The sequence below is a fragment of the Streptomyces sp. NPDC005803 genome (assembly GCF_040630435.1).
In the GTDB taxonomy this organism is placed as follows: Bacteria; Actinomycetota; Actinomycetes; order Streptomycetales; family Streptomycetaceae; genus Streptomyces.
On the sequence record NZ_JBEXXO010000005.1, the window covers coordinates 341,338 to 365,182 of the forward strand.

At 72.7% G+C, this 23,845-nt stretch carries 18 protein-coding genes and 1 tRNA gene; 6 read left to right on the forward strand and 13 right to left on the reverse strand.

Annotated features, from left to right (window positions below; all coding sequences use genetic code 11):
* From ABZ454_RS10370 to ABZ454_RS10380, 3 genes are read left to right on the forward strand one after another with little or no spacing between them, the layout of a single operon-like run.
* A complete protein-coding gene (locus ABZ454_RS10370; RefSeq protein WP_359537072.1) occupies positions 1-2,814 on the forward strand; it encodes an FtsX-like permease family protein in 2,814 nt (937 codons plus the stop codon).
* Positions 2,811-3,773, forward strand: coding sequence for an ABC transporter ATP-binding protein (locus tag ABZ454_RS10375; protein ID WP_356322714.1), 963 nt, complete (start codon positions 2,811-2,813; stop codon positions 3,771-3,773). The genes ABZ454_RS10370 and ABZ454_RS10375 overlap by 4 nt, the downstream gene beginning before the upstream one ends.
* Before the next feature lie 44 nt (positions 3,774-3,817).
* Positions 3,818-4,867, forward strand: coding sequence for a DUF2804 domain-containing protein (locus ABZ454_RS10380; protein ID WP_359537075.1), 1,050 nt, complete (start codon positions 3,818-3,820; stop codon positions 4,865-4,867).
* 58 nt (positions 4,868-4,925) lie between these two features.
* Here the strand turns inward: ABZ454_RS10380 and ABZ454_RS10385 are convergent, their stop codons facing one another.
* The 4 genes from ABZ454_RS10385 to ABZ454_RS10400 form a co-directional block, all read right to left on the reverse strand.
* The gene (locus tag ABZ454_RS10385; protein WP_359537077.1) at positions 4,926-5,609 is read right to left on the reverse strand and encodes a hypothetical protein; all 684 of its coding nucleotides are present in this window, start codon (positions 5,607-5,609) and stop codon (positions 4,926-4,928) included.
* Positions 5,606-6,028, reverse strand: a complete 423-nt coding sequence (locus ABZ454_RS10390; protein ID WP_359537079.1) for a thioesterase family protein — start codon at positions 6,026-6,028, stop codon at positions 5,606-5,608. The genes ABZ454_RS10385 and ABZ454_RS10390 overlap by 4 nt, the downstream gene beginning before the upstream one ends.
* Positions 6,029-6,033: 5 nt before the next feature.
* Positions 6,034-7,698, reverse strand: coding sequence for an energy-dependent translational throttle protein EttA (ettA, locus tag ABZ454_RS10395; protein WP_356322710.1), 1,665 nt, complete (start codon positions 7,696-7,698; stop codon positions 6,034-6,036).
* A gap of 355 nt (positions 7,699-8,053) precedes the next feature.
* A complete protein-coding gene (locus ABZ454_RS10400) occupies positions 8,054-8,575 on the reverse strand; it encodes a ricin-type beta-trefoil lectin domain protein (protein ID WP_359537081.1) in 522 nt (173 codons plus the stop codon).
* A gap of 382 nt (positions 8,576-8,957) precedes the next feature.
* On the opposite strand from ABZ454_RS10400, the gene ABZ454_RS10405 reads away from it, so the two are divergent.
* Entirely contained in the window at positions 8,958-9,794 is an 837-nt protein-coding gene (locus ABZ454_RS10405) for a hypothetical protein (RefSeq protein ID WP_359537084.1), read from the forward strand.
* A 179-nt stretch (positions 9,795-9,973) separates the two neighbouring features.
* Here ABZ454_RS10405 and ABZ454_RS10410 read toward each other — a convergent pair whose 3' ends face one another.
* From ABZ454_RS10410 to ABZ454_RS10425, 4 genes are all read right to left on the reverse strand, one after another.
* Positions 9,974-11,383, reverse strand: coding sequence for an LAETG motif-containing sortase-dependent surface protein (locus ABZ454_RS10410; protein ID WP_359537086.1), 1,410 nt, complete (start codon positions 11,381-11,383; stop codon positions 9,974-9,976).
* 270 nt (positions 11,384-11,653) lie between these two features.
* Complete coding sequence (locus ABZ454_RS10415) at positions 11,654-12,277, reverse strand: single-stranded DNA-binding protein (RefSeq protein ID WP_359537089.1); 624 nt, start codon at positions 12,275-12,277, stop codon at positions 11,654-11,656.
* 103 nt (positions 12,278-12,380) lie between these two features.
* Positions 12,381-14,330 carry a GTPase gene (locus tag ABZ454_RS10420; protein WP_359537091.1) on the reverse strand — a complete coding sequence of 650 codons (1,950 nt, stop codon included), beginning with the start codon at positions 14,328-14,330 and terminating at the stop codon, positions 12,381-12,383.
* Positions 14,327-15,979: a dynamin family protein gene (locus tag ABZ454_RS10425; protein ID WP_356322723.1), complete on the reverse strand. Its 1,653-nt coding sequence runs from the start codon at positions 15,977-15,979 to the stop codon at positions 14,327-14,329. Before ABZ454_RS10425 ends, ABZ454_RS10420 begins: the two co-directional genes overlap by 4 nt.
* A 317-nt stretch (positions 15,980-16,296) precedes the next feature.
* On the opposite strand from ABZ454_RS10425, the gene ABZ454_RS10430 reads away from it, so the two are divergent.
* Positions 16,297-16,369, forward strand: a tRNA-Arg gene (locus ABZ454_RS10430).
* Positions 16,370-16,604: 235 nt separating this feature from the next.
* On the forward strand, positions 16,605-16,919 hold the full coding sequence (locus ABZ454_RS10435) for an L-rhamnose mutarotase (protein WP_356322704.1): 315 nt from the start codon (positions 16,605-16,607) through the stop codon (positions 16,917-16,919).
* A gap of 137 nt (positions 16,920-17,056) precedes the next feature.
* Here the strand turns inward: ABZ454_RS10435 and ABZ454_RS10440 are convergent, their stop codons facing one another.
* The 5 genes from ABZ454_RS10440 to ABZ454_RS10460 all read right to left on the reverse strand — a co-directional run bounded on the left by ABZ454_RS10440 (position 17,057) and on the right by ABZ454_RS10460 (position 23,840).
* A complete protein-coding gene (locus tag ABZ454_RS10440) occupies positions 17,057-17,503 on the reverse strand; it encodes an anthrone oxygenase family protein (RefSeq protein ID WP_359537094.1) in 447 nt (148 codons plus the stop codon).
* Between the two features lie 90 nt (positions 17,504-17,593).
* On the reverse strand, positions 17,594-19,177 hold the full coding sequence (locus tag ABZ454_RS10445) for a von Willebrand factor type A domain-containing protein (protein ID WP_359537096.1): 1,584 nt from the start codon (positions 19,175-19,177) through the stop codon (positions 17,594-17,596).
* 186 nt (positions 19,178-19,363) lie between these two features.
* Complete coding sequence (locus ABZ454_RS10450) at positions 19,364-20,242, reverse strand: ABC transporter permease (RefSeq protein WP_359537098.1); 879 nt, start codon at positions 20,240-20,242, stop codon at positions 19,364-19,366.
* Positions 20,239-22,899, reverse strand: a complete 2,661-nt coding sequence (locus tag ABZ454_RS10455; protein ID WP_359537100.1) for an alpha/beta fold hydrolase — start codon at positions 22,897-22,899, stop codon at positions 20,239-20,241. Before ABZ454_RS10455 ends, ABZ454_RS10450 begins: the two co-directional genes overlap by 4 nt.
* A gap of 173 nt (positions 22,900-23,072) precedes the next feature.
* Positions 23,073-23,840, reverse strand: coding sequence for a hypothetical protein (locus tag ABZ454_RS10460; protein ID WP_359537102.1), 768 nt, complete (start codon positions 23,838-23,840; stop codon positions 23,073-23,075).
* Between the last annotated feature and the right edge of the window lie 5 nt (positions 23,841-23,845).

The window sequence follows — 23,845 nt, forward strand, 5'->3', positions numbered from 1 at the left end:
ATGAGCCCGCGATCGAGAACCCCCCGGGCCGCGGCCGCCTGTGCTCCCTGGGTCCGCACCCGGCTGCGGACGGCCCCCGGCGCCGCCTGCGCGTTCGCCCTGCTGGTGGTGGTGACGGCCTTCCTCGCCGCGGCCTTCCCCCGGGCCGTCGACAGCTACGAGAACAAGGGGCTGCGCCACGACCTCGGTGAGGTCGACCCGACGCGCAGCGTCCTGGAGGTGAGCGGACCCCAGCCCGGTCTGGAACTGCCCGTGGCCGCACGCGAGTCGGCGGTGCGCGAGGCCGCTCTGGCGTCCGTGCAGCGCAGGGTCCTGACCGGGCTGCCCGAGCCCGTGCGGGCCGACGCCTCCCAGTCCGCGTACGGGGTGCGCACCTCGGAACCGATCCCGGCGGGCGAGCCGTGGTTCCCCCGCCCGTACGGCCTGGACCCCGCGCTGACGTACGTCACCCAGTCCGCGCTGCCCGGCCACGCCACCCTGCGTACGGGGACGTGGCCGGCCGTCCGGGGCGAGGTGACGCTGACGACCAGGGAGGTCGAGGCCGCCGTCACCGAGCAGACCGCGAAGGCGCTGCGGATCAGGCCCGGCGCGACCGTCTCCGTCCCGACCCGCGGGGGTGAGCCGCTGACGGTACGGATCACCGGCATCGTCGCCCCGCGGGATCCCGGGGCCTCCTACTGGTCGGCCGAACCCCTGCTCCGCAGCCCGTCCCTGGTCGCCCAGCCCACCAAGGAGACGCCGCGCTACTACTGGATCGCGGCACTGCTGCTGCCGCCGGACGCCGCGCCCGCCCTGCTCGCCACCACGGGCCAGCCCGAGCTGTACTGGCGGATCGCGCCGGACGGAGCGCGGCTCACGGCGCTCGACGTGCCCCGGCTGCGCACCGCGGTGGCCTCCCTGGAGGGCGGTCCGGAACTGCTGGAGATGCGCGAGGTGGCCGGGGACACGGTCACGGTGACGACCGGCCTGGACGAGGTGCTGACGGCGTACGACGGGATGCGTGGGGCGATCCAGCCGGTCGTCACGGTCGCCGCCGTCGGCATAGGGGCCGTCGCCGCCGTCATCCTGCTGATGACGGGCGGTCTGATGGCCGGGCGCCGCCACGCCGAACTGGCCCTGCTGCGGGCCCGCGGCGCGTCCCTGTCCGGGATCGGGGGCAGACTGCTGGCCGAGACCGCCGTGACGGCCGTGCCCGCCGGGGCGCTGGGCCTGCTGCTCGCGGTCCTGGCCGTGGGCGAGGCCCGGCTGTGGCCCGCGGTGGCCGGCGCCGCCGGGGTCGTCGCCCTGGTCTGTGTCGCACTCCCGCTGCGGACGACCCTGCTGCACCGCACCCCGCGACTGCACGGGGGCCGCGAGGACCTGGTGGCCGCCCGTCCGTCCCGGCGGCGTACCGTCGCCGAACTCACCCTGCTGGTACTGGCCGTCGGCGCCGTCACCGCGCTGCGGCGACGCGGTACGGACGGTGCCGGCGGCACGGACCTGCTGATCAGCGCGGCCCCCGTGCTGGTCGGGCTGATCGCGTCGGTGGTCCTCGTCCGGCTCTATCCGCTGCCGCTGCGGCTGGCCCTGCGCTCCGTGGCCAAACTGCGCGGCGCGGTCGGCTTCCTGGCGCTGGCCCGCGCCGGGCGCACCTCGGCGGCCGGCACCCTGCCGCTGCTCGCGCTGCTGGTCGCGCTGACGACGGCGGCGTTCGGCGGGTCGGTGCTCGCCGGCGTCGCGGACGCCCGGGACGGCGCGGCGGTGCGCGCGGTCGGCGCCGATGCCCGGATCAGCGGCCAGGCCGACTCCGTACCCCTGTCGGACGGTCTGATCCGCGCGGTGCGCGAGACGGACGGCGTACGGGACACGGCGCCGGTCCAGATCGAGTACGGGGTCGCGCTGCCGGCCCCCGAGAGCGGCTTCGAGGACGCCAAGGGCGCCACCCTGATCGGCGTCGACCCGGTCACGTACTCCCGGCTCGCGCGCTCGACCGGCATCGGCGCCTTCCCCGCCGACCGGCTGGAGGCGACCGGTCCGGCGACTCCGAAGGGCACACTGCCGTCGAAGGACCGGGTGCTGCCGGTCCTCGTCTCGCCGTCCGTCGCCCAGCGGCTCGGCGACCGGCCGCGCGATCTCCAGTCGCTGGCCGGGGACTTCAAGGTGCGGGTGGCGGGCACGGTGGCGGACACGCCCGCCGTCGACGACACCTCGTTCATCATCGTCGACTCCGCCTCGCTCACCCATCGCCGCACCACCGCGCTGCTGCTCACCGGCGACCGGCTGGACGCCGGGGCGCTGCGCACGGCGGCCCGGCACACGGGCGAGGACTTCACCGTGCTGACGCGCGCCGAGGAGCGCGCCTCGTACGTCGACACCCCGATGCAGACGGGGGCCGAGCGGATCTACGCGGCGGCGATCGCGGCCGGCGCGGGATACGCCCTGCTCGCCGTCCTCCTCTCGCTGCTCCAGACCGCCCCCGAACGCACCACGCTGCTGGCGCGGCTGCGCACCATGGGCCTCACCTCCCGGCAGGGCGGCCGCCTCCTCGGCTTCGAGGCCATGCCGCAGGCGCTGCTGGCCGCCGGGGGCGGACTCCTCGTCGGCTGGGCGACCATCGCCCTGCTGGCGCCGGGCATCGACCTGGTCCGCCTCGCCCTCTCGTCCGGCCCCGGCTCCGGCCCGCTGGACACCGCACCGCTGCGCACCGATCCGTGGTCGCTGGTCCTGCCGGCCCTGGGCGTGGTCGTCCTCGCCGCGGTGGTGGCCGGCGCGCAGGCCTGGTGGGCGGGCCGCCGTGGATCGATCACCGAACTCAGGGCAGGAGACTCCCGATGACGACGCCGTCGAACGATTCCACGCTGGCGGAGCTCGAACAGCGGGCCGCCGCCCGCCGCGACCGGCCCTCCTACGGGCACGACGCACTGATCGCCTGCGACCGGCTGGTCCGCATCTTCACCACGGACGGGGTGGAGGTGCAGGCCCTCCAGGGCCTGGATCTGCTGGTCACCGAGGGCGAGTTGCTGGCCCTGGTCGGCGCGTCGGGCAGCGGCAAGTCGACCCTGATGAACATCCTGGCGGGCCTCGACGAACCCACGGCCGGGGCGGCGAAGGTCGCGGGGTGCGACCTTTTGTCCATGGGGCAGAAGGAACGGCTCCGCTACCGCCGGGACGTCGTCGGCTTCGTCTGGCAGCAGACGTCCCGCAACCTCCTGCCCTATCTGACCGCGATCCAGAACGTGACGCTGCCGATGCAGTTGCGCGGGCGCGGCCGCGCCCGTGAACGGACCGCGCGCGCGGAGTCGTTGCTGAAGATGCTGGAGGTGGCCGACTGCCGCGACCGGCGCCCCCAGCAGATGTCGGGCGGTCAGCAGCAGCGGGTGGCGATCGCGGTCTCGCTGGCCAACTCGCCCTCGGTGCTGCTCGCCGACGAGCCGACCGGGGAGCTGGACTCGGCCACCGGCGAACAGGTCTTCGCCGCCTTCCGCCGCGCGAACGAGGAGCTCGGCACGACGATCGTGATCGTCACCCACGACCAGGCGGTCGCGAACGAGGTCCGCCGCACGGTGGCCATCCGGGACGGCCGCACATCCTTCGAGGTGCTGCGCCGTACGGAGGTCGACGCGGCGACGGGCCAGGAGTCCCAGGTGGCGCGCGAGTACGCGATGCTCGACCGTGCGGGCCGGCTGCAACTGCCGGCGGACTACACGGAGGCGCTGGGCATGGAGCACCGCGTGATGCTGGAACTGGAACAGGACCACATCGGGGTGTGGCCGGACGGCTCCCAGCCGCAGTGAGCGGACCCTCCGGGGACCACCCGGGCCCGCTATAGGATCCGCGCATGACCACGTCCGAGCGCGAGATCACCGAACAGGTCGACCTGTGTCTGCCCGACGGCAGCCTGAATCCGGCCGCGGTCGGCTGGTCGCGGGTGCCTCTTCACCGCGCCAATCTGCGCGGCTGGGGCCGGACGAAGCGCTGGGAGTACTGGTGCGTCACGACGCCCACCCACCTGGTGGCGCTGACCGTCAGCGACCTCGACTTCCTCGCCCTGAACTCCGTCTACCTGCTCGAATTCGCACCGGGCGGGCTGGAGCTGGAGCGCACGGCGATCATCCCCGGCGGCTTCGGCGTCCAGCTCCCCGACAGCGTCGCCGGGGCTCCCGGCTCCCGGGACGTGGTGGTCGGACCCCAGCGGCCGTCCGGCGGCAAGGTGCGCGTCGAGATCCGCGACGAGAACGCGGGCACCCGGCTGAGGGCCCGCTGCCTGACCCCGGACCGGGTGCCGCTGGAGGTCGATCTCCTGGTGGCCCGGCCGCCGGAGCACGAGTCGCTCTCGGTCGTGGTGCCGTGGAGCGAGCGGCGCTTCCAGTACACCTCGAAGCACACCGCGCTGCCCGCGTCCGGGCGGGTCAGGATCGGCGGGGAGTACCTGGAGTTCGACGGGGACGACACCTGGGCCGTCCTGGACCACGGCCGCGGCCGCTGGCCGCGCACGGTCGACTGGAACTGGGGCGCCGCGTCCGGCCGCACCGACGGCCGCACGGTGGGCCTCCAGTTCGGCGGGCGCTGGACGGCGGGCTCCGGCTCCACGGAGAACGGGCTCTGTGTGGACGGCCGGCTCAGCAAGATCGGCGAGGAACTGGACTGGCGGTGGTCGACCACCGACCGGCTCGCCCCCTGGACCCTCCGTACGCCGTCGTCCGGCCAGGTCGATCTGACGTTCACGCCGTTCCACAACCGGTCGACCCGCACGGAGACCGGCCTGATCGACAACCGCACCGACCAGTGCTTCGGCCACTACGACGGGCGCGTCCGCACGGACGACGGCACGGAGATCGCCGTGGAACACCTGCTGGGCTGGGCGGAGGACGTCCACATGCGCTGGTGAGCGCGGTCCTCGCTTCGGCGAGCCCGCACCGCCTGCCGGCCTGCCCCGAGAGGCCTGCCTACCGGCCCACGGACACGGCGAGCGTCCCCAGTCCCCCCGCCGCGCCCGCCCGCCGCAGGGCGATGGACCCGTAAGGGGTACGCAGCCGCAGCCAGGAGCCCGTCGCCAGCAGGGCCACGGGGAACTCCGGCGCGGCGCGCAGGAAACCGAGCGCCTGCGCCGCGTGCACGGCGCGCAGCGGAAGTTCCGTGCCGCCGACGGGCCGCGACCAGATGTCACGCCCGATGAGGTCCCGCTCCGCCCGGGTCCGCCGGTCCTCGGGCAGCGCCGCGTCGCGGGTACGGAACTCGGCGACGGCGTCGTTCAGCACCGCGCTCAGGGCGGGTGCCCCGGGCAGTCCCGCGCGCTCCTGCCAGCCGCCGCGCGGAGGCAGGACACCCGTCCACGGGGGCCCCGTGACGGGCGTGGGGACGGCGCCGGAACCGGTGGACTCCTCCAGCGACTCGAGGAGTTCACCCGCGGACACGGTCACGTCGAACGCGTGCGTACCGTCCAGCCGCACCGCCCGGATCGCCAGGACCTCGAAGGACGGCGGCCGGCCGAACACGGCCAGCGCCCCACCGCCCGCCTGCAGGCGTACGGCGGCGGCCCGGTCGTAGTGCAGCAGCCGGCCGAGGAAGGCCGCGAGATCCGCGGCCTCCCTCGCGTCAGCGAACCGCAGGGACTGCACCGGCACGGTCATACCGCCGCGGGCTCCTCGGCCATGTACTCCTGGAGGAAGCGCTTCTCCTCGGCGGAGATCCGCCGGGGGCGCTCCTCGGCCAGGTTGTACGGGACGACCACGGTCGACGCCCGTACGTACACCTGCTCCGGGTCCTTGATCTCGTACGCGATCGTGAGCGACGCGGCGCCTATCTTCGTGACCCAGGACTCGACGGTCACCGGCGCGTGCCGGTGGACCAGCGGCCGCACGTAGTCGATCTCGTGCCGGGCCACGACGGAGCCGCCCGCGAACGACGGCGAGCCGTCCCCCGGCGCCAGCCGGAACATGAAGTCGATGCGCGCCTCCTCCAGGTAGCGGAGGAAGACCACGTTGTTGACGTGCCCGAAGGCATCCATGTCCGACCAGCGCAGCGGGCAGCTGTAGAGGTGACGTGCCAAGACGATCAGCCTCGCGTGAGCTTCTTGTACGTGGCGCGGTGCGGGCGGGCCGCGTCCGCGCCGAGGCGCTCGACCTTGTTCTTCTCGTACGACTCGAAGTTGCCCTCGAACCAGTACCACTTGGAGTCGCCCTCGTACGCCAGGATGTGCGTGGCGACGCGGTCGAGGAACCAACGGTCGTGGGAGATGACCACGGCCGCACCCGGGAACTCCAGGAGGGCGTTCTCGAGCGAGGAGAGGGTCTCGACGTCGAGGTCGTTGGTGGGCTCGTCGAGGAGCAGCAGGTTGCCGCCCTCCTTGAGCGTCAGCGCCAGGTTGAGGCGGTTGCGCTCACCACCGGAGAGCACACCGGCCGGCTTCTGCTGGTCCGGGCCCTTGAAGCCGAACGCGGAGACGTACGCCCGCGACGGCATCTCGACCTGACCGACGTTGATGTAGTCCAGCTCGTCCGACACGACGGCCCAGAGGGTCTTCTTCGGGTCGATGTTGGCTCGGGACTGGTCGACGTAGGAGATCTTGACCGTGTCGCCGACCTTGATGGATCCGGCGTCCGGCGTCTCCAGGCCCTGGATCATCTTGAACAGAGTGGTCTTGCCCGCGCCGTTCGGACCGATGATGCCCACGATGCCGTTGCGCGGCAGCGTGAACGACAGGTCGTCGATGAGGACCTTGTCGCCGAAGGCCTTCGAGAGGTTCTCGACCTCGACGACGATGGAACCGAGCCGCGGGCCCGGCGGAATCTGGATCTCCTCGAAGTCCAGCTTCCGCATCTTGTCCGCCTCGGCCGCCATCTCCTCGTACCGGGCCAGACGCGCCTTGGACTTGGTCTGGCGCCCCTTGGCGTTCGACCGCACCCACTCCAGCTCTTCCTTGAGCCGCTTCTGCCGCTTCTCGTCCTTGCGGCCCTCGACCTTGAGACGGGTGGCCTTCTTCTCCAGGTACGTGGAGTAGTTGCCCTCGTAGGGGATGGCGCGGCCGCGGTCGAGTTCGAGGATCCACTCGGCGACGTTGTTCAGGAAGTACCGGTCGTGGGTCACGGCCACCACGGCGCCCGCGTACTTCGAGAGGTGCTGCTCCAGCCAGTTCACCGACTCGGCGTCGAGGTGGTTGGTGGGCTCGTCGAGCAGCAGCAGGTCGGGCGCCTCGATGAGGAGCTTGCAGAGCGCGACGCGGCGCTTCTCACCACCGGAGAGGGTGGTGACCGGCCAGTCGCCGGGCGGGCAGCCCAGCGCGTCCATGGCCTGCTCCAGCTGCGCGTCCAGGTCCCACGCGTTGGCGTGGTCCAGGTCCTCCTGCAGCTTGCCCATCTCGTCCATGAGCGCGTCGGAGTAGTCGGTCGCCATGAGCTCGGCGACCTCGTTGAAGCGCGTGAGCTTGCCCATGATCTCGGCGGCGCCGTCCTGGACGTTCTCCAGAACGGTCTTCGACTCGTCGAGGTGGGGCTCCTGCATGAGGATGCCGACGCTGAACCCGGGCGACAGGAAGGCGTCACCGTTGGACGGCTGCTCCAGGCCCGCCATGATCTTCAGCACCGTGGACTTACCGGCACCGTTGGGACCCACCACACCGATCTTCGCGCCGGGCAGGAAGCTCAGCGTGACGTCGTCAAGGATGACCTTGTCGCCGTGCGCCTTGCGTGTCTTGCGCATCGTGTAGATGTACTCAGCCAAGAGAAACCGTCCGGCAATCGATGAGTGGGCAGATACACCCCATCTTGCCTGACGGCTACCTCTTGACGGAAACCCGTACCGGTGGGTGGGCCTGACCTGGCCGTACGCGTGTCCGCGCTTGTAGGCGATCTGTCACTGGCTGTCGCGCTCGGTCACTTCCCCGCGTCCTGGTAGGCCGGGGAGGGCCTGGGAACGATCGGTGAGGCGGAGGTCGTCCACTCGTCGGGCCGGGCTTGACTCCCGGTCTCGGCCGGGAGCGGCCCAGGACAGCCCGCCCTCACCACGAACACCGGGCCCCCGATGAAAGAGGCACGACACCCAGGCGGGCCGCCCGTGACCGAGGGGTGCTGGGCTCCTAGCCGACCTGCTGCAGTGTCCAGAAGTGGGGATCGATCGGTGCCCGCCTCACCCAGATGCGGCCGATGACGCCAGGGTCGTCCACCAGCTTCCCCCACGAGCTGGACTGATCGCTGGGGGTGTGCTCGATGTCGGCCCACACCACACTGCCGGGGCCGGCGGAGCCGATGGAGACGGTCCACTCGGCATACTTGCCGGCACAGTCGTTGGCCATCACCCGGTAGTCGGTAGCCACGGTCAGGCAGGTGCGGGGGTTCGAGCCCGCCGTGGAGACTTCCATCGTTCCGTTGGGGCGTTGACGCACCTGCCAGTTCGCCGAGGTGTTCGCGTTGTCCGTGCAGTCGCCCAGCGTCACCATGCCCCTGTTCCCGGCCGATTTCGGCCAGGTCAGGCACTTGCCATCCTGGAGGGCCGCGAACCGGTAGACCCCGTCGACGAGCGGGGCGGCGTGGGCGGGTTGGGCGAGTACCGCAGTGGCCGCAACGGCGGCGGCCATGACAGCGATGACGCGTGAACGCATGGGATCGGACTCCTCGGACAGCCTTGTCCGCGCCGCTCGCGCGGCACGGACCCGGTCGACGCACATTCCGCCGGAGCCGGCGGCGGCACCGATCCTGGAACACCCGCCTGCCCGGGTGCGGCCTGCCCTGGCCGCTGTCACCCGGCTGGCTGAGCCACATCACCCGATGGCGTCGCGGCTCGGAGGGACCTGCCCGCTCCTCACGCTCCCCAGGCTCAACGGCGCTGGCCCGCGCTCTGGAACCGTCTCCACAACCTCGGCCGGCCCGCCACCGCCAGGTGGGCTGTCGTAGTCGGCCCTGCCCGCCGAGAGGGCCCCGTCATGTCTGCGGGAGGCCGAGCCGCATAAGGGATGAATGCCCCTAAAGGGCTAGGGTCGAGCGGTGAGCCGAATCGAGCGGACCGCCGAGGGTGCGGGGCCCTTCACGACACGACTGACCTGGCGCCTCAGCGACGGAGGCACCGCGGTCTGGGAGTCGCGGCCGGCGCGCAAGCGCGGGCTGCTCACTGTGCGGGCAGCGGGTGAGTCCGAGCCACGCTCCCGGCGGGCGGACATCGCGTCGGTCGGCCGTCTGCGCAGGCTGAACGCCGTGGCGGCGGGTGCGTTCGCGGTGGGTGGGGGCCTGTTCGCCACCGGGGCAGCGGTGGCGCAGTTCGGCACGGGTGGTGCGACGGGTGCCTGGATCTACTTCGTCGGCGGCCTCTTCTTCAACGCGGGCGGCTACGGGTCGCTCCTCCAGGCAGTCAACGCTCCTCGCCAGGACGACGGGACCGGGGCGCTTGCCACCCGGCACTGGAGATGGTGGAGCTACGAGCCCGGCCGGATCGACTGGCTGAGCACCTTTCTGCTGTTCGTGGGAACGCTGGTGTTCGGCATCAACCTGCTGAGTTCCCTGTTGCAGGGGCTTTCGGTACAGCAGGTGAACAGACTCGTGTGGGCCCCCGACATGGTGGGGTGCACCCTGTTCCTCGTCTCGGGGCATTTCGCCCTGGTCGAGGTCTGCCATGGCCGGCCGGGACTCCGTCCCCGCGATCTCGGCTGGTGGATCGTCGCGGTCAACCAACTCGGGTCCGTGCTCTTCCTGGTCGCGGCGCTGGCCGACTTCACCCGCCCCGCCACGGGGAGCCTCGTGAACGTCGACATCGCCAACTGGGGCACCCTCACCGGAGCACTCTGCTTCTCCGCCGGAGGGGTGCTCCAGTACTGCGAACACCCGTGACCCCCACCATCGGGTGCTCCAGTACGTCGAGCGCCCCTGCGTCCCCGGTCCCGGACGGTGCGCCTCGGACGCCGCGGGTCCGGACGGCGCGGACACCGGCTGCGATACGCGAAGGCCCCGGTACGCCGAAGCGTTACCGGGGCCGCGATCAGCGCCAAGGGCTGTCCGCCCGTCGCTCGTCACTCGCCGGAGGTCTGGCCCTTGTGCCGGCGGAGGAAGAAGACCGCGCCGCCGCCGATGACGACCAGGGCGATCGCGATGCCCGCGATCATCGGGGTGGCGTTGGAGCCGCCGGTCTCGGCGAGGTTGCCCTCGGCGCCGGTCGTGCTGCCACCGGCCGTGGCGGTGATCGTGGTGGGCTGCTCGGCGGTCTGCGTGGTGAGGTCGTTGCCGCTGCCCGCGGTCAGGCAGTCCAGGACGCCCTTGAAGGTGCGGGTGAACCCGGCGGGGCCGGTGACCGTGACGTCGTACGCCTGGTCCTCGGCGACCGGCACGGTCACCGTCTCGGACTTGCCGGGCGCGACCGTGTGCTCCTGACCGGCCAGTTCGTAGGTGAACGCCGCGTCACCCTTGTTGCTCGTGGTGACGTCCACACCGCCCTTGGCGCAGTTCTTCTTCGCCGTGACCGCCGGGATCGCGCCCTTGCCGGCCCAGGTCGCGTTGACGTTCGCGGAGACCGTGGACTCGCTGGAGCCGGCCAGGATCTGCGTCTGGCTCTTGGTGGCACCGGCGAAGGCGCGGCCGACGGGGACCGAGGTGGTGGCCTGGACGGTCAGGGAGGCGGTGCCGTCGGCGGCGCCTGCCGGGATGTCGAACCAGAGCTGGGAGCCGTTGGCGGCCGTGGTGACGGCCTTGCCCTTCTTGTCGGTGATCCTGACGCCGCTGGCGGAGTCGGCCGGCGGGCTCACGGAGACCTGCCCGGCGTTGGTGTGGACGGTGACGGGACCGACCCGCTCACCGGGGTGGCCGGACACCGCCACCGGGTCCAGGGCGAGGGACGCCTTGGGCTCGGAGGTGTTCGTGGCGGAGGTCTCCAGCCAGTCGGCGAGCTTCTCCGCCTGCGCGTCGGACGCCGTCACGTCGGCCTTGTCCGAGTAGCGCCAGATGGCGACCTGGGTGCCGGCCGCCGCGGTCTGCTCGGTGAGCGGGCCCGTGCCGGCCTTGTCGGCGAGTGCCTGGAGGTCGTCGATCTTCGGGTAGGAGTGCTCCAGGATCCAGCGGATCCGGCCGGCGTTCTTGTTGGTGCCGAGGGAGGTCTGGTCCCAGGGGGTCTCCAGGTACTTCGCCTGGTCCTGGGTGGGGTTGTGGATGTCGATGCAGTACGTCTTGAACTTGCCGCCGCCGTCGACGGTCATCTCGAAGAGCCCCGCGGGCAGCTTCTGGCTCTTGCCGTCCGTGTGCAGGACCGCGGTGTCGAAGGTCTTCAGTCCGTCCAGGACCGCCGTCGCGCCGCCCTGGTGCGGGGGCGCCTCGTCGGCGACCGCGCCGCCCGCGCCGGTGAGGACGCCGGCCACGACCAGGCCGGATGCCACCACCGAGGCGGCCAGCCGGGCTACGCCCCGGTTCCGTCGGGGGTTGGCCGTCGTCATGGTTGACGAGGTGGTCGCTGAAGAAGCAGAAAACACAGAATTCCCCTCCGGGCGAGACCCTCGCGTCCGGTACGCGTGTGGGGAATGTCCCGCCAGCCGACTCAAGTGCCCTGTGAGTACTGAGGAATCCTAAGGACCGAGCGAAGCACAGTCCCCCGTCATACCGTCCGACAACCATTCCGAATCGGAATCGTTATCCCGGGTAACGCCCCGGAGGGGGAAGGAACTCGGGTCGTCATGCGCCCCTCACCCCCTCCACCGGGCGGCCCGTCAGGGCACCGACACCAGTTCCGCGTCCCGTTTCTGACGTACCGTCCGGCGCGCCGCGCCAGGGCGTCCGGCCCGGCCCGCCGCTGCCGGCGCGGACTTGGCCTCCCGTGGTTCCGCCCGGTCCGCCCCTGCCTGAGGGCCCTCCGCACCGCGTGATTCCGTCAGCTCCGGGGGCGCTTCGGGGTCCGTCGGCCGGTCCCGCACGGCCCACCGGTCCGGCTCGTCGGCCCGCTGCCCGTCGGTCCTCGCCGTCAGCCCCGGTTCGCCCCTGACCACACGCCGGAAGGCCGACGTCCCCCGGGTCAGGTCGTGCCCCACCGCCACCGCCTCGATGTCCACGAACGTCCGGCGCTGCCCCTCCCGTTCCTCCTCGCGCACCTTGAGCCTGCCGTGCACCACCAAGGGCTCCCCCACGGCCACGGAACCCGACAGATTGGCTGCCAGGGTGCGCCAGGCCCACACGGTGTAGAAGCTGGTGTGCCCGTCCGCCCACAGCTGTTTCTCCCGGTCCCACCGCCGCGGCGTCACCGCGAACCGGAATCGCGCCATTCCCCCGCTCGCGGTCTCCCGGAAGTCCACACCGGTCGCCGCGTTCCCCACCAGCGTCACCAAGGTCTCGTTCATGACTCCGCCTCCCCTTCGGTCCGGATACCAGTGACCGCGCTCTTGCGGCCGGTCACTGGTCCCATGCTGAAGGGGAGGCGGAATTCCTGCTGCGGCCTGTGGACTAACGGCCCGTTGTGGAAAACTCCGTCACCGCCACGAACCGCTCACGCACCTCCCGGTAGCGCACCAGCTCCGCCGACACCGGATCGAGCACCCGGGCCCGCCCGCAGGCCGCCGCCGCCTCGCGCAGCCTTCGTTCGGCCTCCTGGCCGTACCGTCGCGCGGGCCCCCGGGCGGCCGCCGCGCACGACCACTCCACCAGCGGACCGCCGATGATGCCCGCCAGCATCACCAGAGCGGGCGTCAGCAGCCCCGGCTCCAGTACGCCGACGATCTGGCCGGCCAGCCACAGGCCGCCGAAGATCTGCAGCAGTGTCATCGCCACCTGCGCCAGTACGGCCGCGGGCCACCAGGCCGGCCGCGGGGGCCTGGCACTCGCGCGCCCCCCGTCCGCCGCTTCCGTGTCCGTGCCGTCCCGGCCGTCGGCCCCGGCCGCTCCACCGGCCGTTCCGTCGTCCGCGCCGCGGTCCTCAGCCTCCGCGGCGCGCCCGGCCAGTTCGTCGAGCGCCTCGGGCAGCCCGCGCGCCCCGTGCACCGCGGCCTCGCGCACCGCCTGCGCCCACGGTCCCGGCAGCCCGTCGGCGGCGGCGTCGGCCACCGTGCGCACCGCTTGTTCGACCCGTTGGCGTGCGGTGAGCTGTTCCTCGGGCGGCGCGGTGAGCACGCCACGGTCCGCGCCGCCGGGCTGCCGGGTGGACTGGTACCAGCGCCACAGCCGCAGCCACGGCGTCCCGCACGCCCGCCCGGCGTTGCGGCGCCATTCGCGTTCGGCGGCCTGCCCCGCGGCGGCGGCGCCGACGGCCTCCGCAAGCCGGTCGGCGAACTCCTCCCGGGCCCGCTCCCCCAGCCCCGGCCGCCCCTCGGCGACGTACTCCGGGCGCAGCCTGGCCGCGGCGGAGTCCACGTCCGCCGACAGCCGGCGGGTGGCCGCCGTGCGGTCCTGGACGAACCGGCCGAGCAGTTCACGCAGCTCGCCCACGCCGTCCCCGGTGAGCGCGGACAGGGACAGGACGGTGGCACCGGGTTCGCCATGCTCGCCGAGGGCCATGCCGTCCTCGTCGAGGAGCCGGCGCAGGTCGTCCAGGACCTGGTCGGCTGCCTCACCGGGCAGCCGGTCGATCTGGTTGAGGACCACGAAGGTGACCTCGGCGTGTCCGGCGAGCGGCCGCAGATAGCGTTCGTGCAGGGCCGCGTCGGCGTACTTCTCCGGGTCCACCACCCAGATCACCGCGTCGACCAGCGCCAGCACCCGGTCCACCTGGTCGCGGTGCCCGGCCGCCGCCGAGTCGTGGTCGGGCAGGTCGACCAGGACGAGGCCCTGGAGCGCCTCGTCGGCCGCCGTGCCGCCCGCCTGGGGCCTGCGCCTGAGCCGCCCGGGGATCGCGAGCCGGTCCAGCAGCCCCGCGGCGCCGTCCGTCCAGGAGCAGGCGATGGGGGCGGACGTGGTCGGTCTGCGGAGCCCGGTTTCGGAGATCTGGGTGCCCGCGAGGGCGTTGAAGAGGGTCGATTTGCCGCTGCCGCTCGCTCCGGCGACGGCGACGACGGTGTGGCGGGAGGAGAGCCGCTGCCGGGCCGCGGCCTCGTCGAGGACCCGGCCCGCCTCGGCGAGGGCGCTGCGGTCGAGCCGGGCCCTGGACAGCCCGACGAGTTCGCGCAGGGCGTCCAGGCGCGGGGTGAGCGGGCTGCCGGAGGGCACGTACGCCTCGACCTGGGGCCGTACGTCGTCCTCCTGGACCGCCGCGGGGGCCTGGGCCTCATCGGGCGTGGACTCCCCGGTGGCGGCGGTGGCGCGGCGGGCGATCAGCCCGTCGTCCCAGCCGCCGGGCGGGGTGTCCCGGTCCCGCCCGGCGTTCTCACCGGTGGCGCAGGCCCCGTCAGGGCTCCGGCCGGATTCCCGCTTCTGGTCCCCGCTCCGGCTCTGTCCCGGACCTTCGTCAGTGACGGCAGTCATCGCTGCCACCTCTCCTTCTGCAGTACGGACAGCGCGGCGATGAGTTCGGCCTGCGGTTCGGGGGCCACGTCGAGCGCGTCCAGCGGGGCGAGCCGACGGTCGCGTTCGCCGCCGAGGACCTGGTCGAGGCAGCCGGCGAGCAGCGCGCCGCCCTTGTCGCGCAGGCGCAGGGCGCCCTGGACTCCGATGCGTTCGGCCAGTTGTTCTCCGGCGGTACGGGCCCGGCGTCCGCCGAGGAGGGCGGCGGCGAGGAGGGCGGCGACGGTCTCGGGGTCCGGAGCGGTGTTGCGTTCCAGGAGGCGCACCTCTTCCTCGGCCAGTTCCTCCAGGACCCGGCGCCACCGCCGTACGGCCATGGCGGTCCGGCCGCGGATGTCCTCGGCGGGACCCCACCCGCCGGCTTCGCGGCCTGCCGTCTCGAAGGCGAACGCCCCCGCGGCGGGTTCCCGCCGCCAGGTCGTTCGGATCGTTTCGTCGGCCGCCGCCACCGCGCACTCCAGCAGTGCGGCGAGGGACTCCACGAGTGCGTCGAGGACCTCCTCCGAGGTGCTGTACAGCGGGTAGCCGCGCCACCGGGTCCGGGCGTCCCCGGCGAGCGCCCCGCCGTTCTTGAGCCGCCGCCGGACACGTGCGCCCTCCTGGCTGTACGCGTCCTCCACCACGGCGGTCAGCCGCACGGCGGCCGCGTACTGCGCCGCGACGGCTCCGGCCAGGGCCGGCATCCGCACGTCGAGGGAGTCGATGACCCCGGCCGCCGTACGCCCGACCGCCTGCTGACGGGCCGCCGGGTCCTGCGCGCGGTGGGTGAGCCAGGCCCGCAGCGGGGCGACGGCGGTGGTGGGCAGCAGTCCGCTGCCGCCGCCGGCCGATTCGGGCAGTTCGGGGATGGTGAAGCGCGGCACCTCGCCGAGCCCGGCCTTGGTCAGCAGCGCGCCGTACTGCCGTGACACCTCGGCGATCACCTGGTGCGGCACCCGGTCGAGGACGGTGACGAGGGAGGCGTCGTACTCCTTGGCCGTACGCAGCAGGTGCCACGGCACGGCGTCGGCGTAGCGGGAGGCGGTGGTCACCATGACCCAGACGTCCGCCGCGCAGATGAGTTCGGCGGCCAGGACACGGTTGCGTACGACGAGCGAGTCGATGTCGGGGGCGTCCAGCAGGGCGAGGCCGCGCGGCAGCCCGGCGGCGGTCTCGACGCGCAGCGCGGTCCCTTCCTCGGCGGCGTTCCCGTCGGGTCCGTCGAGGTCGTCGCACTGGCCGGGGTCGGCGGACTCCTCGGGGGCCAACCAGACCCGGGTGAGCTGCGGCAGCACGCGGATGTCGGCGAACCAGTGGTGGTCGTCAGGATGGCAGACGAGCACGGGTGTCCGCGTGGTCGGCCGCAGCACCCCGGCCTCGCTGACCCGGCGTCCGACGAGCGAGTTGACCAGCGTCGACTTGCCCGCTCCGGTGGATCCGCCGATGACCGCGAGCAGGGGCGCCTCGGGGTCCTTGAGCCGGGGCAGCAGGTAGTCGTCGAGCTGGGCGAGCAGCTCGATCCTGGTCTGCCGGGCGCGTGGAGCTCCTGGGAGGGGAAGAGGAAGACGCACGGCGGCGACACGGTCGCGCAGGGCGGAAAGTGCGTCGATGAGCTGAGGCCGTACGTCCAAGGTCACCACATGCGAAGAATGCCCAATTTTGGCGGCTTTTTGAAGCGTATAGCCCCCTCTGCGCGCCGGTTCCCCCGTCCGGACAGAGGGGACGAGTGGGGCGCAGGCATAACGAGTGCACAACACCCGGGGCGTGAGGCGTCAAAAGCGATGCATGAATCGCACCTACCTGCGATTATCGTCTCGCTTCACTGAACCTCCACATCGTGCCACGCAGGTGAAGCAACCGGGACGAGCCAAGAGGAGCCCTATCCTTGTCCCGGCAAGGTCACGGACCGCCCCGGTCCAGGGCTCCGGGCCACCGAGGCCCACACCCGGCCCCCGTAGCTCAGTGGATAGAGCAGGCGCCTTCTAAGCGCTTGGCCGCAGGTTCGAGTCCTGCCGGGGGCGCACAGCTCGCATCATCGTGGGGCCCTCCGTCCAGGAGGGCCTTTCTCGTGGGCCGAAGGCACGCTAGCGAGCCGCGCGTAGCGACCACGTAAACCCGGCGCACCACCCCGCCGCGACCCCATTGACTGCGCACCCGCTGCCCGTCTAGCTTTCGGCGAGGCCGATTGAAACCTTTCAGTACGTGCGCCTCCGCGGATCTCGCAGCGGCGCGTCCACCGCCCCTGGAGTCCCGATCATGCAGCGCGTCTGTTTCCTGCTGAACGTCCGCAAGGACCGCGTCGACGAGTACCGCGAACGTCACGCCGCAGTCTGGCCGGACATGCTCGCCGCGCTCTCCGAGGCGGGCTGGCACAACTACTCGCTCTTCCTGCGCGAGGACGGCCTGCTCGTCGGCTATCTGGAGACGGAGGACTTCGACGCGGCCCGTGAGGCGATGGCGGCGACCGAGGTCAACGAGCGGTGGCAGCGGGACATGGCGGACTTCTTCGAGCAGACGGAGGCGGCGGACGAGGCGATGGTGCCGCTCACCGAGGTGTTCCACCTGGCCTGACGCCCGACCCGAGTCGGCCGGACGGCTGGCCCGCGGTCTGCCCTGGCGGCCGGCCGGAGACCGAACCCGGCGCCCGGCCCGCGAGCTCCGCACCTGGCCGGACCCCGCCCCCACCCCGCCCGCGCGCCGAGGTGGCGTCAGGCCGCTGCGGTCAGGAGGACGAAGGCGGCGAGCGAGAGGGCGGTGCGGAAGCGGTGGAGGGCGTTCCAGCGGGCTTCGAACGCGGTGCGTGCCGCGGCGTCGTCGCCGCCCTCGGACTCGGCGAGCGCCGTGTTCAGCGGGATGTTGCCGGCGATCGTGACCAGATGGGAGACGACCGCGCAGGCCGACGCGGCTACCACCAGCGGCCACCCGTCCTCGCCGTGCTCGGTGAAGACCGCGACGACCGGGAAGGCGATCACCCCGAGGAAGAGGACGAGGAAGACGGGCCCCGGAACCTTCTCGTTGAAGCGGCGCATCGCCGCGGTGAAGCCTTCGTCGGGCAGTGCGGCGAGCCCGGGCATGATCGCGACGAGGAACGTCAGCATGAAGCCGGCGTAGAGGCCGGTCGTGATCACGGCGAGCGTCCGGAACAGGGAGTCCATGGGTGCATCATGGCGCGGCTGGACCGGTCGCACTTCCTGATTTCGCAGGGACGTACGACCGGTTCACGCCGCGGCCCGGCAGGGGGCCGGTCAGTCCATCTCGCCCTCTCCCGCGCCCGTTCCGGTGTCGGCGCGACCGCCCTCGAGGCGGTCCGCCCGGCCGATCGCGGTGGCCAGCTTCGCCACCGCGTCGTCCTCGGTCTTCCGGGCCAGTTCGTCGGCCCTGGTGGCCAGTTCACCGTAAGCGGGTGTGCCCGGGAGTGCGCCGCCGCGCAGGCGGTCGGCGAAGTAGGCGGCCGCTGCCGCCACTTGGAGCCTGGTGTTGCTTCCGCCCCACAACGTGCCGTCGATCGCGCCGGTCTCGACCGAGCCCGTCCGCTCGTGGGCGGACCGGGTCTCCGGGTCGAGCCAGCGTACGGTCGCGGTGGCGACGTGGCCCGAGGCCCCGGCCCGCAGGCGCACGGCGTAGAGCGCCGTCACGGTGTGCCCGGGGCCGATCTCGCCTCCGTCCACGCTGTCGTTCCGGAAGTCGTCGTCGGCGACCTTGCGGTCCTCGTACCCGATCAGCCGGAACTTCTCCACGGTCTTCGGGTCGAAGGCGACCTGCGCCTTCGCGTCGCGCGCCGTCAGTTCGAGGTGCGCGGGCAGCTGGTCGACGAAGACCTTGCGGGCCTGTTCCTCGTCGGCGATGTAGGTGGTGTGGCCGTCGCCCTTGTTGGTGAGCCGCTCCATCAGGGCGTCGCCGTAGTCGCTGCCGACGCCGACCCCGAAGAGGGTGATGCCGTACTCGCGGCGGGCCGAGTCGATCCGTTCGAGGATGGCGTCGGCGTCGGTCTCACCGGTGTTGGCGAGCGCGTCGGAGAGCAGGACGACGCGGTTGTTGGCGCCCTTGCGGTGGCCGTCGACCGCTTCCTCGTAACCGCGCCGGACGCCCGCCCCCACGTCGGTGGAGGCGGCGGGTTCCATGGAGTCGACGGCGTCGTGGATCTTCCCCCGGTGGTCCCGCAGCCGGGTCATCGGCAGGACGGTCTTCGCCTCGTCGCTGAAGGTGACCAGGGAGACCGAGTCGTCGTCGCGCAGCTCGTCGGTGAGGACGCCGAGTGAGGTCTTCACCAGTCCCAGGCGGTCGGACGAGGCCATGGAGCCGGAGACGTCGACGACGAAGGTGAGGGCGGCGGGCGGCCGTTCGGCGCTGCTGGGCGCGGCCTTGGTGGCCAGGCCGACCCGGAGCAGCGACCAGTCGCCGTCCTCTCCGCCGGCCCGCGCCCCGTCGACGGTGACCGTGAAGCCGTTGCCGGCCGGGCGCCGGTAGCCCTGGCGGAAGCTGTTGACGAACTCCTCGGGCCGTACGGTCTCCGGGCCCGGCAGCCGACCGTCGGCGAGGGTGCGGCGCGCGTATCCGTAGGAGGCGGTGTCCACGTCCAGCGCGAACGTGGACAGGTAGTCCGGTGGGGCGGACTCCTTCAGCCCGTCCGCCTTCCCCGCCCGGTCCGTCGCCTTCGCACCGCCCTCGGCCGCCCCGTCCTCGGCCACCCCGCCCGGGGCCGCCGGTGCGGGGGCGGGTGCGCGTCCGCCGCCCTCGGCTGCGGAGGTCCTGTCGGCGCTCGTCCCTCCCGAGCAGCCGGTGAGCAGTACGCCCCCGGTGAGGAGCAGACCCGCTGCCCCCCGGTACATCCGTGTCCGGCGTTCCGTCCGTGTCCGGCGTTCCGTCCGTGTCCGGCGTTTCATCCGTCGTCCCCCCGTGTCGTGGTGTCACCCCTTGCGAATGTGACGTGCGAGCGGGGGCGCCGGAGCCGTCGAGGACGTTGCGGAACCGTCTCGATGCGGCAACGGCGGATAGGACCGGGCGGAAGGTCCAGGTCAGGACACGATGTCCTTACGGCTGAACCCCCGGAAGGCGAAGGCGAACAGGAGCAGGGCGTAGGTCACCGAGATGGCCGCGCCCTTCGCCATGCCGGCCCACTCCAGGTCGGGCTGGAGTGCGTCGGCCCACGCGAACTGCCAGTGGGCGGGCAGGAAGTCGCGCCAGGAGCCGAGCGCGGTGACCGCGTCCAGCACGTTGCCGACGATGGTCAGCCCGACCGCGCCGCCGACCGCGCCGAGCGGGGCGTCCGTCTTCGTCGACAGCCAGAACGCGAGCCCCGCGGTGACGAGTTGGGAGACGAAGATGAAGGCGACGACGAGCGCGATCCTGGGCACGGTGTCCCCCGTCGCCAGCGCACCGCCGGTGGGCAGTTCGAGCGGCCCCCAGCCGTACGCCGCGGCGCCGGCGGCCAGCGCGACGAGCGGCAGCAGCACCATCGCGGCGAGGCTGAAGCCGAGTGCCACGACGAGCTTGCTCCAGAGCAGTCGGGACCGGGGCACGGGCGCCGCCAGCAGATAGCGCAGCGAGGACCAGCTCGCCTCGGAGGCCACGGTGTCGCCGCAGAACAGCGCCACCGGCACCACCAGCAGGAAGCCGGCCGAGACGAACAGACAGGTCGCCGCGAAGTTCGCGGCGGACGCGGTCGCGGTGTCCATCAGGGTGAGCCGGTCGCCTCCCCCGGGCCCGCCGTCCGGGGTGCCGCCGATCGCGAAGGCGATGATCAGGATGAACGGCAGCGCGCCCAGCACCCCGCCCATGAGCAGCGTGCGCCGCCTGCGCAGCTGGCGCACCGCCTCCACGCGCAGCGGAAGGGTGCGCCGGGCACGGTATCCGGGGGCCTCGGGGGCCTCGGCGACTTCGGCCGTGGTACTCATGCGGAGCCTCCGGAGATCAGGGTGAGGAACGCGTCCTCCAGGCGGCGGTGCGGTCCGACACCGGTCAACGGCACGTCCAGGCGCACCAGTTCGGTGACGAGCTGCGGCGAGGTGGCGCCGTCGAGCCGGACGAGCAGGCCGTGCGTGTCGTCGGTGCGGACGGCGGAGCCGATCCCCGCGAGCGCGGCGATCTTCTCGACGAGCGGTTCGGTGATCTCCTCGGCGGAGGTGACCAGCACCATGTCGCCGGAGCCCGTGATCTCGGCGACGGGGCCGGCCTGGACGAGCCGGCCGCGGTCCATGACCACCAGATGGGTGCAGGACTGCTCGACCTCGGACAGCAGGTGGCTGGAGACGATGACGGTACGGCCGCCGGCCGCGTACCGGATCATCACGTCCCGCATCTCGCGGATCTGGGGCGGGTCGAGCCCGTTGGTCGGCTCGTCGAGGATGAGGAGGTCGGGCATCCCGAGCATGGCCTGGGCGATGGCGAGGCGTTGCCGCATGCCCTGCGAGTACGTACGCACGGCCCTGGCCAGTGCGTCGCCGAGCCCGGCGATCTCCAGGGCCTCCTCGATGTGCGAGTCCGCCGCGGGCCGTCCGGTGGCCTGCCAGTACAGCTCCAGGTTGGCGCGGCCGGACAGGTGCGGCAGGAAACCGGCCCCCTCGACGAAGGACCCGACGCGGGACAGCACGGGCGCACCGGGCCGGACGGCCCGTCCGAAGACCCGGATCTCGCCGTCGTCGGGCGTGATGAGCCCCATGAGCATGCGCAGGGTGGTGGTCTTGCCGGCGCCGTTCGGCCCGAGGAGTCCGAGCACCTGCCCCTTCTCGACGCGGAACGACAGCTCCTTGACCGCGTACCGGTCGGCGGACTTGGCGTACTTCTTCGACAGGCCGGTGATCTGCAGCGGTACGTCGGTGAGCGCGGGGTCCGGGGCGGGCGTGGCGGTACGGCGCCGGGTGCTGAGCAGCAGGGCCGCCGCGATCACCACGGCGGCGGCCGGGAGCCCCCAGGTCCACCACGGCAGGGCGGCCGACGCGGTCGTCAGGCCGGGCGCGGTGGGCAGGGTGAGCGGGCCGTCGAGGGAGACGGTGTACGTGGTCGGCGCGGCCGGGGACGCGTAGCCGAGGTCGGTGGCGGCCAGCACGAGCCGGAGCCGGTGTCCCGAGTCGAGTTCGTGGTCGACGGCGGGCAGCGTCAGCTCCAGGGGCGTGCCCTGCTGCTCGGGGGTGATCCGGTGGGGGGCGACGAGCTGGGAGGGGAGCACCTGCTGCTTCCCGTCCGGCGACACGTCGTACACCTTGCCGAACAGCACCGCGTCGCCCTGCCCCGCCTTCACGTTCACGCGCACGGTCGGTGAGCCGGTGATGCGCCGCGACGTGGTCAGCGGGGCGGAGTCGAAGCGGGCGTACTGCCCGGGGAAGTCGACGGAGAGCCCGACGCCGAGCGTGGAGAGCTGGGCGAGGCCGCCGCCGACGCCCGGGACGGCGGAGATGGCGGGCGGGCTGGCTCCGGCGGGGTTGGTGAACACCTGGGTGCCACCGCTCAGTTCGATGCGCTGCGGGCCGCCGCGCAGCCCGGGGTAGGTGTCGCTGCTCGCGCCGCGGGTGAGGGCGGCCCCGTCGGTGGAGTCGATGCCGCCGGTCCGGGTGACGCGGAAGGCGGGCCCGGTGTCGGCGCTCTGGTCGCCCTTCAGATAGCGGTCGAACCAGTTCCCGACCCGCTTGTGCACCCGCTCGGTCTCCCTGTCGCCGCCGTCGTGTCCGCCGGCGATCCAGTCGACGGAGACGGGTGCCCCGTTGGCCTTGACGGCCTTGGCCATGGCGTCGGCCTGGCCGAGCGGGAAGAGGGAGTCGGTCTGCCCCTGCACGATCAGGGCGGGCACCTTGATGCGGTCGGCGACGGCGCTCGGGGACCGTTCGGTCAGCAGGGCACGTGCGGCGGCGTCCGGCTTGCCGCTCACGGCGACCCGCTCGTACATGGCGCAGAGCTGCTTCTCGAAGTTCCCGCAGCCGCCGCCGGTGGTGACGAAGATGCCGGCCCAGAGCTTCTTGAACACCCCGTCGGGGAAGAGGGAGTCGGCGAGGTTCCAGTAGGTGATCTCCGGGGCGATGGCGTCGACGCGCTCGTCGTACCCGGCGGCGAGGAGGGAGACGGCACCGCCGTAGGAGGCCCCGGTGATGCCGACGCGGGGGTCGCCCGAGCCGTCGAGCTGCACCTCGGGGCGGCCGGCGAGCCAGTCGATCAGCCGGGAGACGTCCGTGACCTCGCGGTCGGGTGCGTTGAGCCCGATCTTGCCCCCGGACCTGCCGAAGCCGCGCGCGGACCAGGTCATGACGGCGTAGCCGTCGGCGGCCAACTGCTCGGCCTGCGCCCGGGTCTCGGCCTTGCTGCCGCCGAACCCGTGGCCGATGAGCACGGCGGGCCTGCGCCCGGTGCCGCCGGTCGTGAAGTACGACGTGTCGAGGGACACCCCGTCGACGCGCATCATCCGGTCCTGCCGGTGCACGGCCGGCGCGCCGTCGTCGGCCACGGCGGTCCAGGTCCCGGCCCCGGCCAGCACGACGAGCGCGGCGATGCCCGCCGCCCATCGGCCTCGGGTGCGGGGCAGCAGTCGCCGCCACCGGGACGTACGCGCAAGAGGGGTCTGCATGGGATCGAGCCTATGCGGGCGTCCGCCGCTCCTGTACTGCCGTCAGGCGGAGGTGTCCGGCCTCCTCAAGGCGTACGGCACGCCCCCTGCGTACTCCGCTCGCGGTATGCGCGGCCCCTGGCACCCCGCCATGACACAGCCGTTCCGGGCGCCGGGGCGGGCCGACGGGAGCCTCATCGCTTCAGCAGCTCCATCAGATCGCGCATGTCGCTGATCATGGCGGGACGATAGGGGGCCGTATCCGGCTCCTCCTCGTCACCGTGTTCGGCCTGCCCGTCCTCCCGGCCCTCGTCGCGGTAGAGGGAGGAGACCATGAGGCGCAGTGAGAGGACCGCACCGCCCTCGAGGACCCGCAGTTCGGACTCCCCGTTCACCAGGGACAGCAGATAGGCCTTGTCCCCGAGGTCCGGGACCATCTCCACACGGGTCTCCGGGTCGACACCGAGTTCGGTCGCGTTCCGCCCGGCCTCGAACTCGACGCGTGGGTCGGTCTCCTTGTGCAGGGCGACGGTGAGCCCGACCGCGTACTGGAGGGACCACCCCTTCTCCTCCTCCTGCGGGCCGGTCTCCTGCCGCAGCGAGATGAAGCACTGACTGCGGTCGAGGGCAGCGTGACGCAGCACCCCCGACTCGGTCGCGGCCGCGGGCTCTCTCGGCCCGAGCGCGGCACTGAGCGACTTCAGCCGCACCGTCGCACAGGGGTCCTCGTCCAGCCCGTACCCGTGCAGGTCGGGCATCCGGTCACCCGGTGCGAGAGCGAACAGTGCCGTCCCCCACAGGGCCGACGCCGCCACAGCCCCGCCGAGCGCCCACCTCCACCGCGCCCACGGCCGTGGGGGGCGTGGCCCCCGCTCTTCGGCGGGCGGCCGGCCGGCGAGGTCCAGCGTCTCGCGGTCGGCGTACGCGCCGGGCTCCCCCGCCATCTCCGGTTCGGAAATCATCCCGC

Excerpts from the sequence above, each read along its gene's own strand:
- ABZ454_RS10370 (WP_359537072.1), top strand. The coding sequence starts at position 1 with ATGAGCCCGCGATCGAGAACCCCCCGGGCCGCGGCCGCCTGTGCTCCC.
- ABZ454_RS10375 (WP_356322714.1), top strand. The coding sequence starts at position 2,811 with ATGACGACGCCGTCGAACGATTCCACGCTGGCGGAGCTCGAACAGCGG.
- ABZ454_RS10380 (WP_359537075.1), top strand. The coding sequence starts at position 3,818 with ATGACCACGTCCGAGCGCGAGATCACCGAACAGGTCGACCTGTGTCTG.
- ABZ454_RS10385 (WP_359537077.1), bottom strand. The coding sequence starts at position 5,609 with ATGACCGTGCCGGTGCAGTCCCTGCGGTTCGCTGACGCGAGGGAGGCC.
- ABZ454_RS10400 (WP_359537081.1), bottom strand. The coding sequence starts at position 8,575 with ATGCGTTCACGCGTCATCGCTGTCATGGCCGCCGCCGTTGCGGCCACT.
- ABZ454_RS10410 (WP_359537086.1), bottom strand. The coding sequence starts at position 11,383 with ATGACGACGGCCAACCCCCGACGGAACCGGGGCGTAGCCCGGCTGGCC.
- ABZ454_RS10415 (WP_359537089.1), bottom strand. The coding sequence starts at position 12,277 with ATGAACGAGACCTTGGTGACGCTGGTGGGGAACGCGGCGACCGGTGTG.
- ABZ454_RS10420 (WP_359537091.1), bottom strand. The coding sequence starts at position 14,330 with ATGACTGCCGTCACTGACGAAGGTCCGGGACAGAGCCGGAGCGGGGAC.
- ABZ454_RS10435 (WP_356322704.1), top strand. The coding sequence starts at position 16,605 with ATGCAGCGCGTCTGTTTCCTGCTGAACGTCCGCAAGGACCGCGTCGAC.
- ABZ454_RS10440 (WP_359537094.1), bottom strand. The coding sequence starts at position 17,503 with ATGGACTCCCTGTTCCGGACGCTCGCCGTGATCACGACCGGCCTCTAC.
- ABZ454_RS10445 (WP_359537096.1), bottom strand. The coding sequence starts at position 19,177 with ATGTACCGGGGGGCAGCGGGTCTGCTCCTCACCGGGGGCGTACTGCTC.
- ABZ454_RS10450 (WP_359537098.1), bottom strand. The coding sequence starts at position 20,242 with ATGAGTACCACGGCCGAAGTCGCCGAGGCCCCCGAGGCCCCCGGATAC.
- ABZ454_RS10455 (WP_359537100.1), bottom strand. The coding sequence starts at position 22,899 with ATGCAGACCCCTCTTGCGCGTACGTCCCGGTGGCGGCGACTGCTGCCC.
- ABZ454_RS10460 (WP_359537102.1), bottom strand. The coding sequence starts at position 23,840 with ATGATTTCCGAACCGGAGATGGCGGGGGAGCCCGGCGCGTACGCCGAC.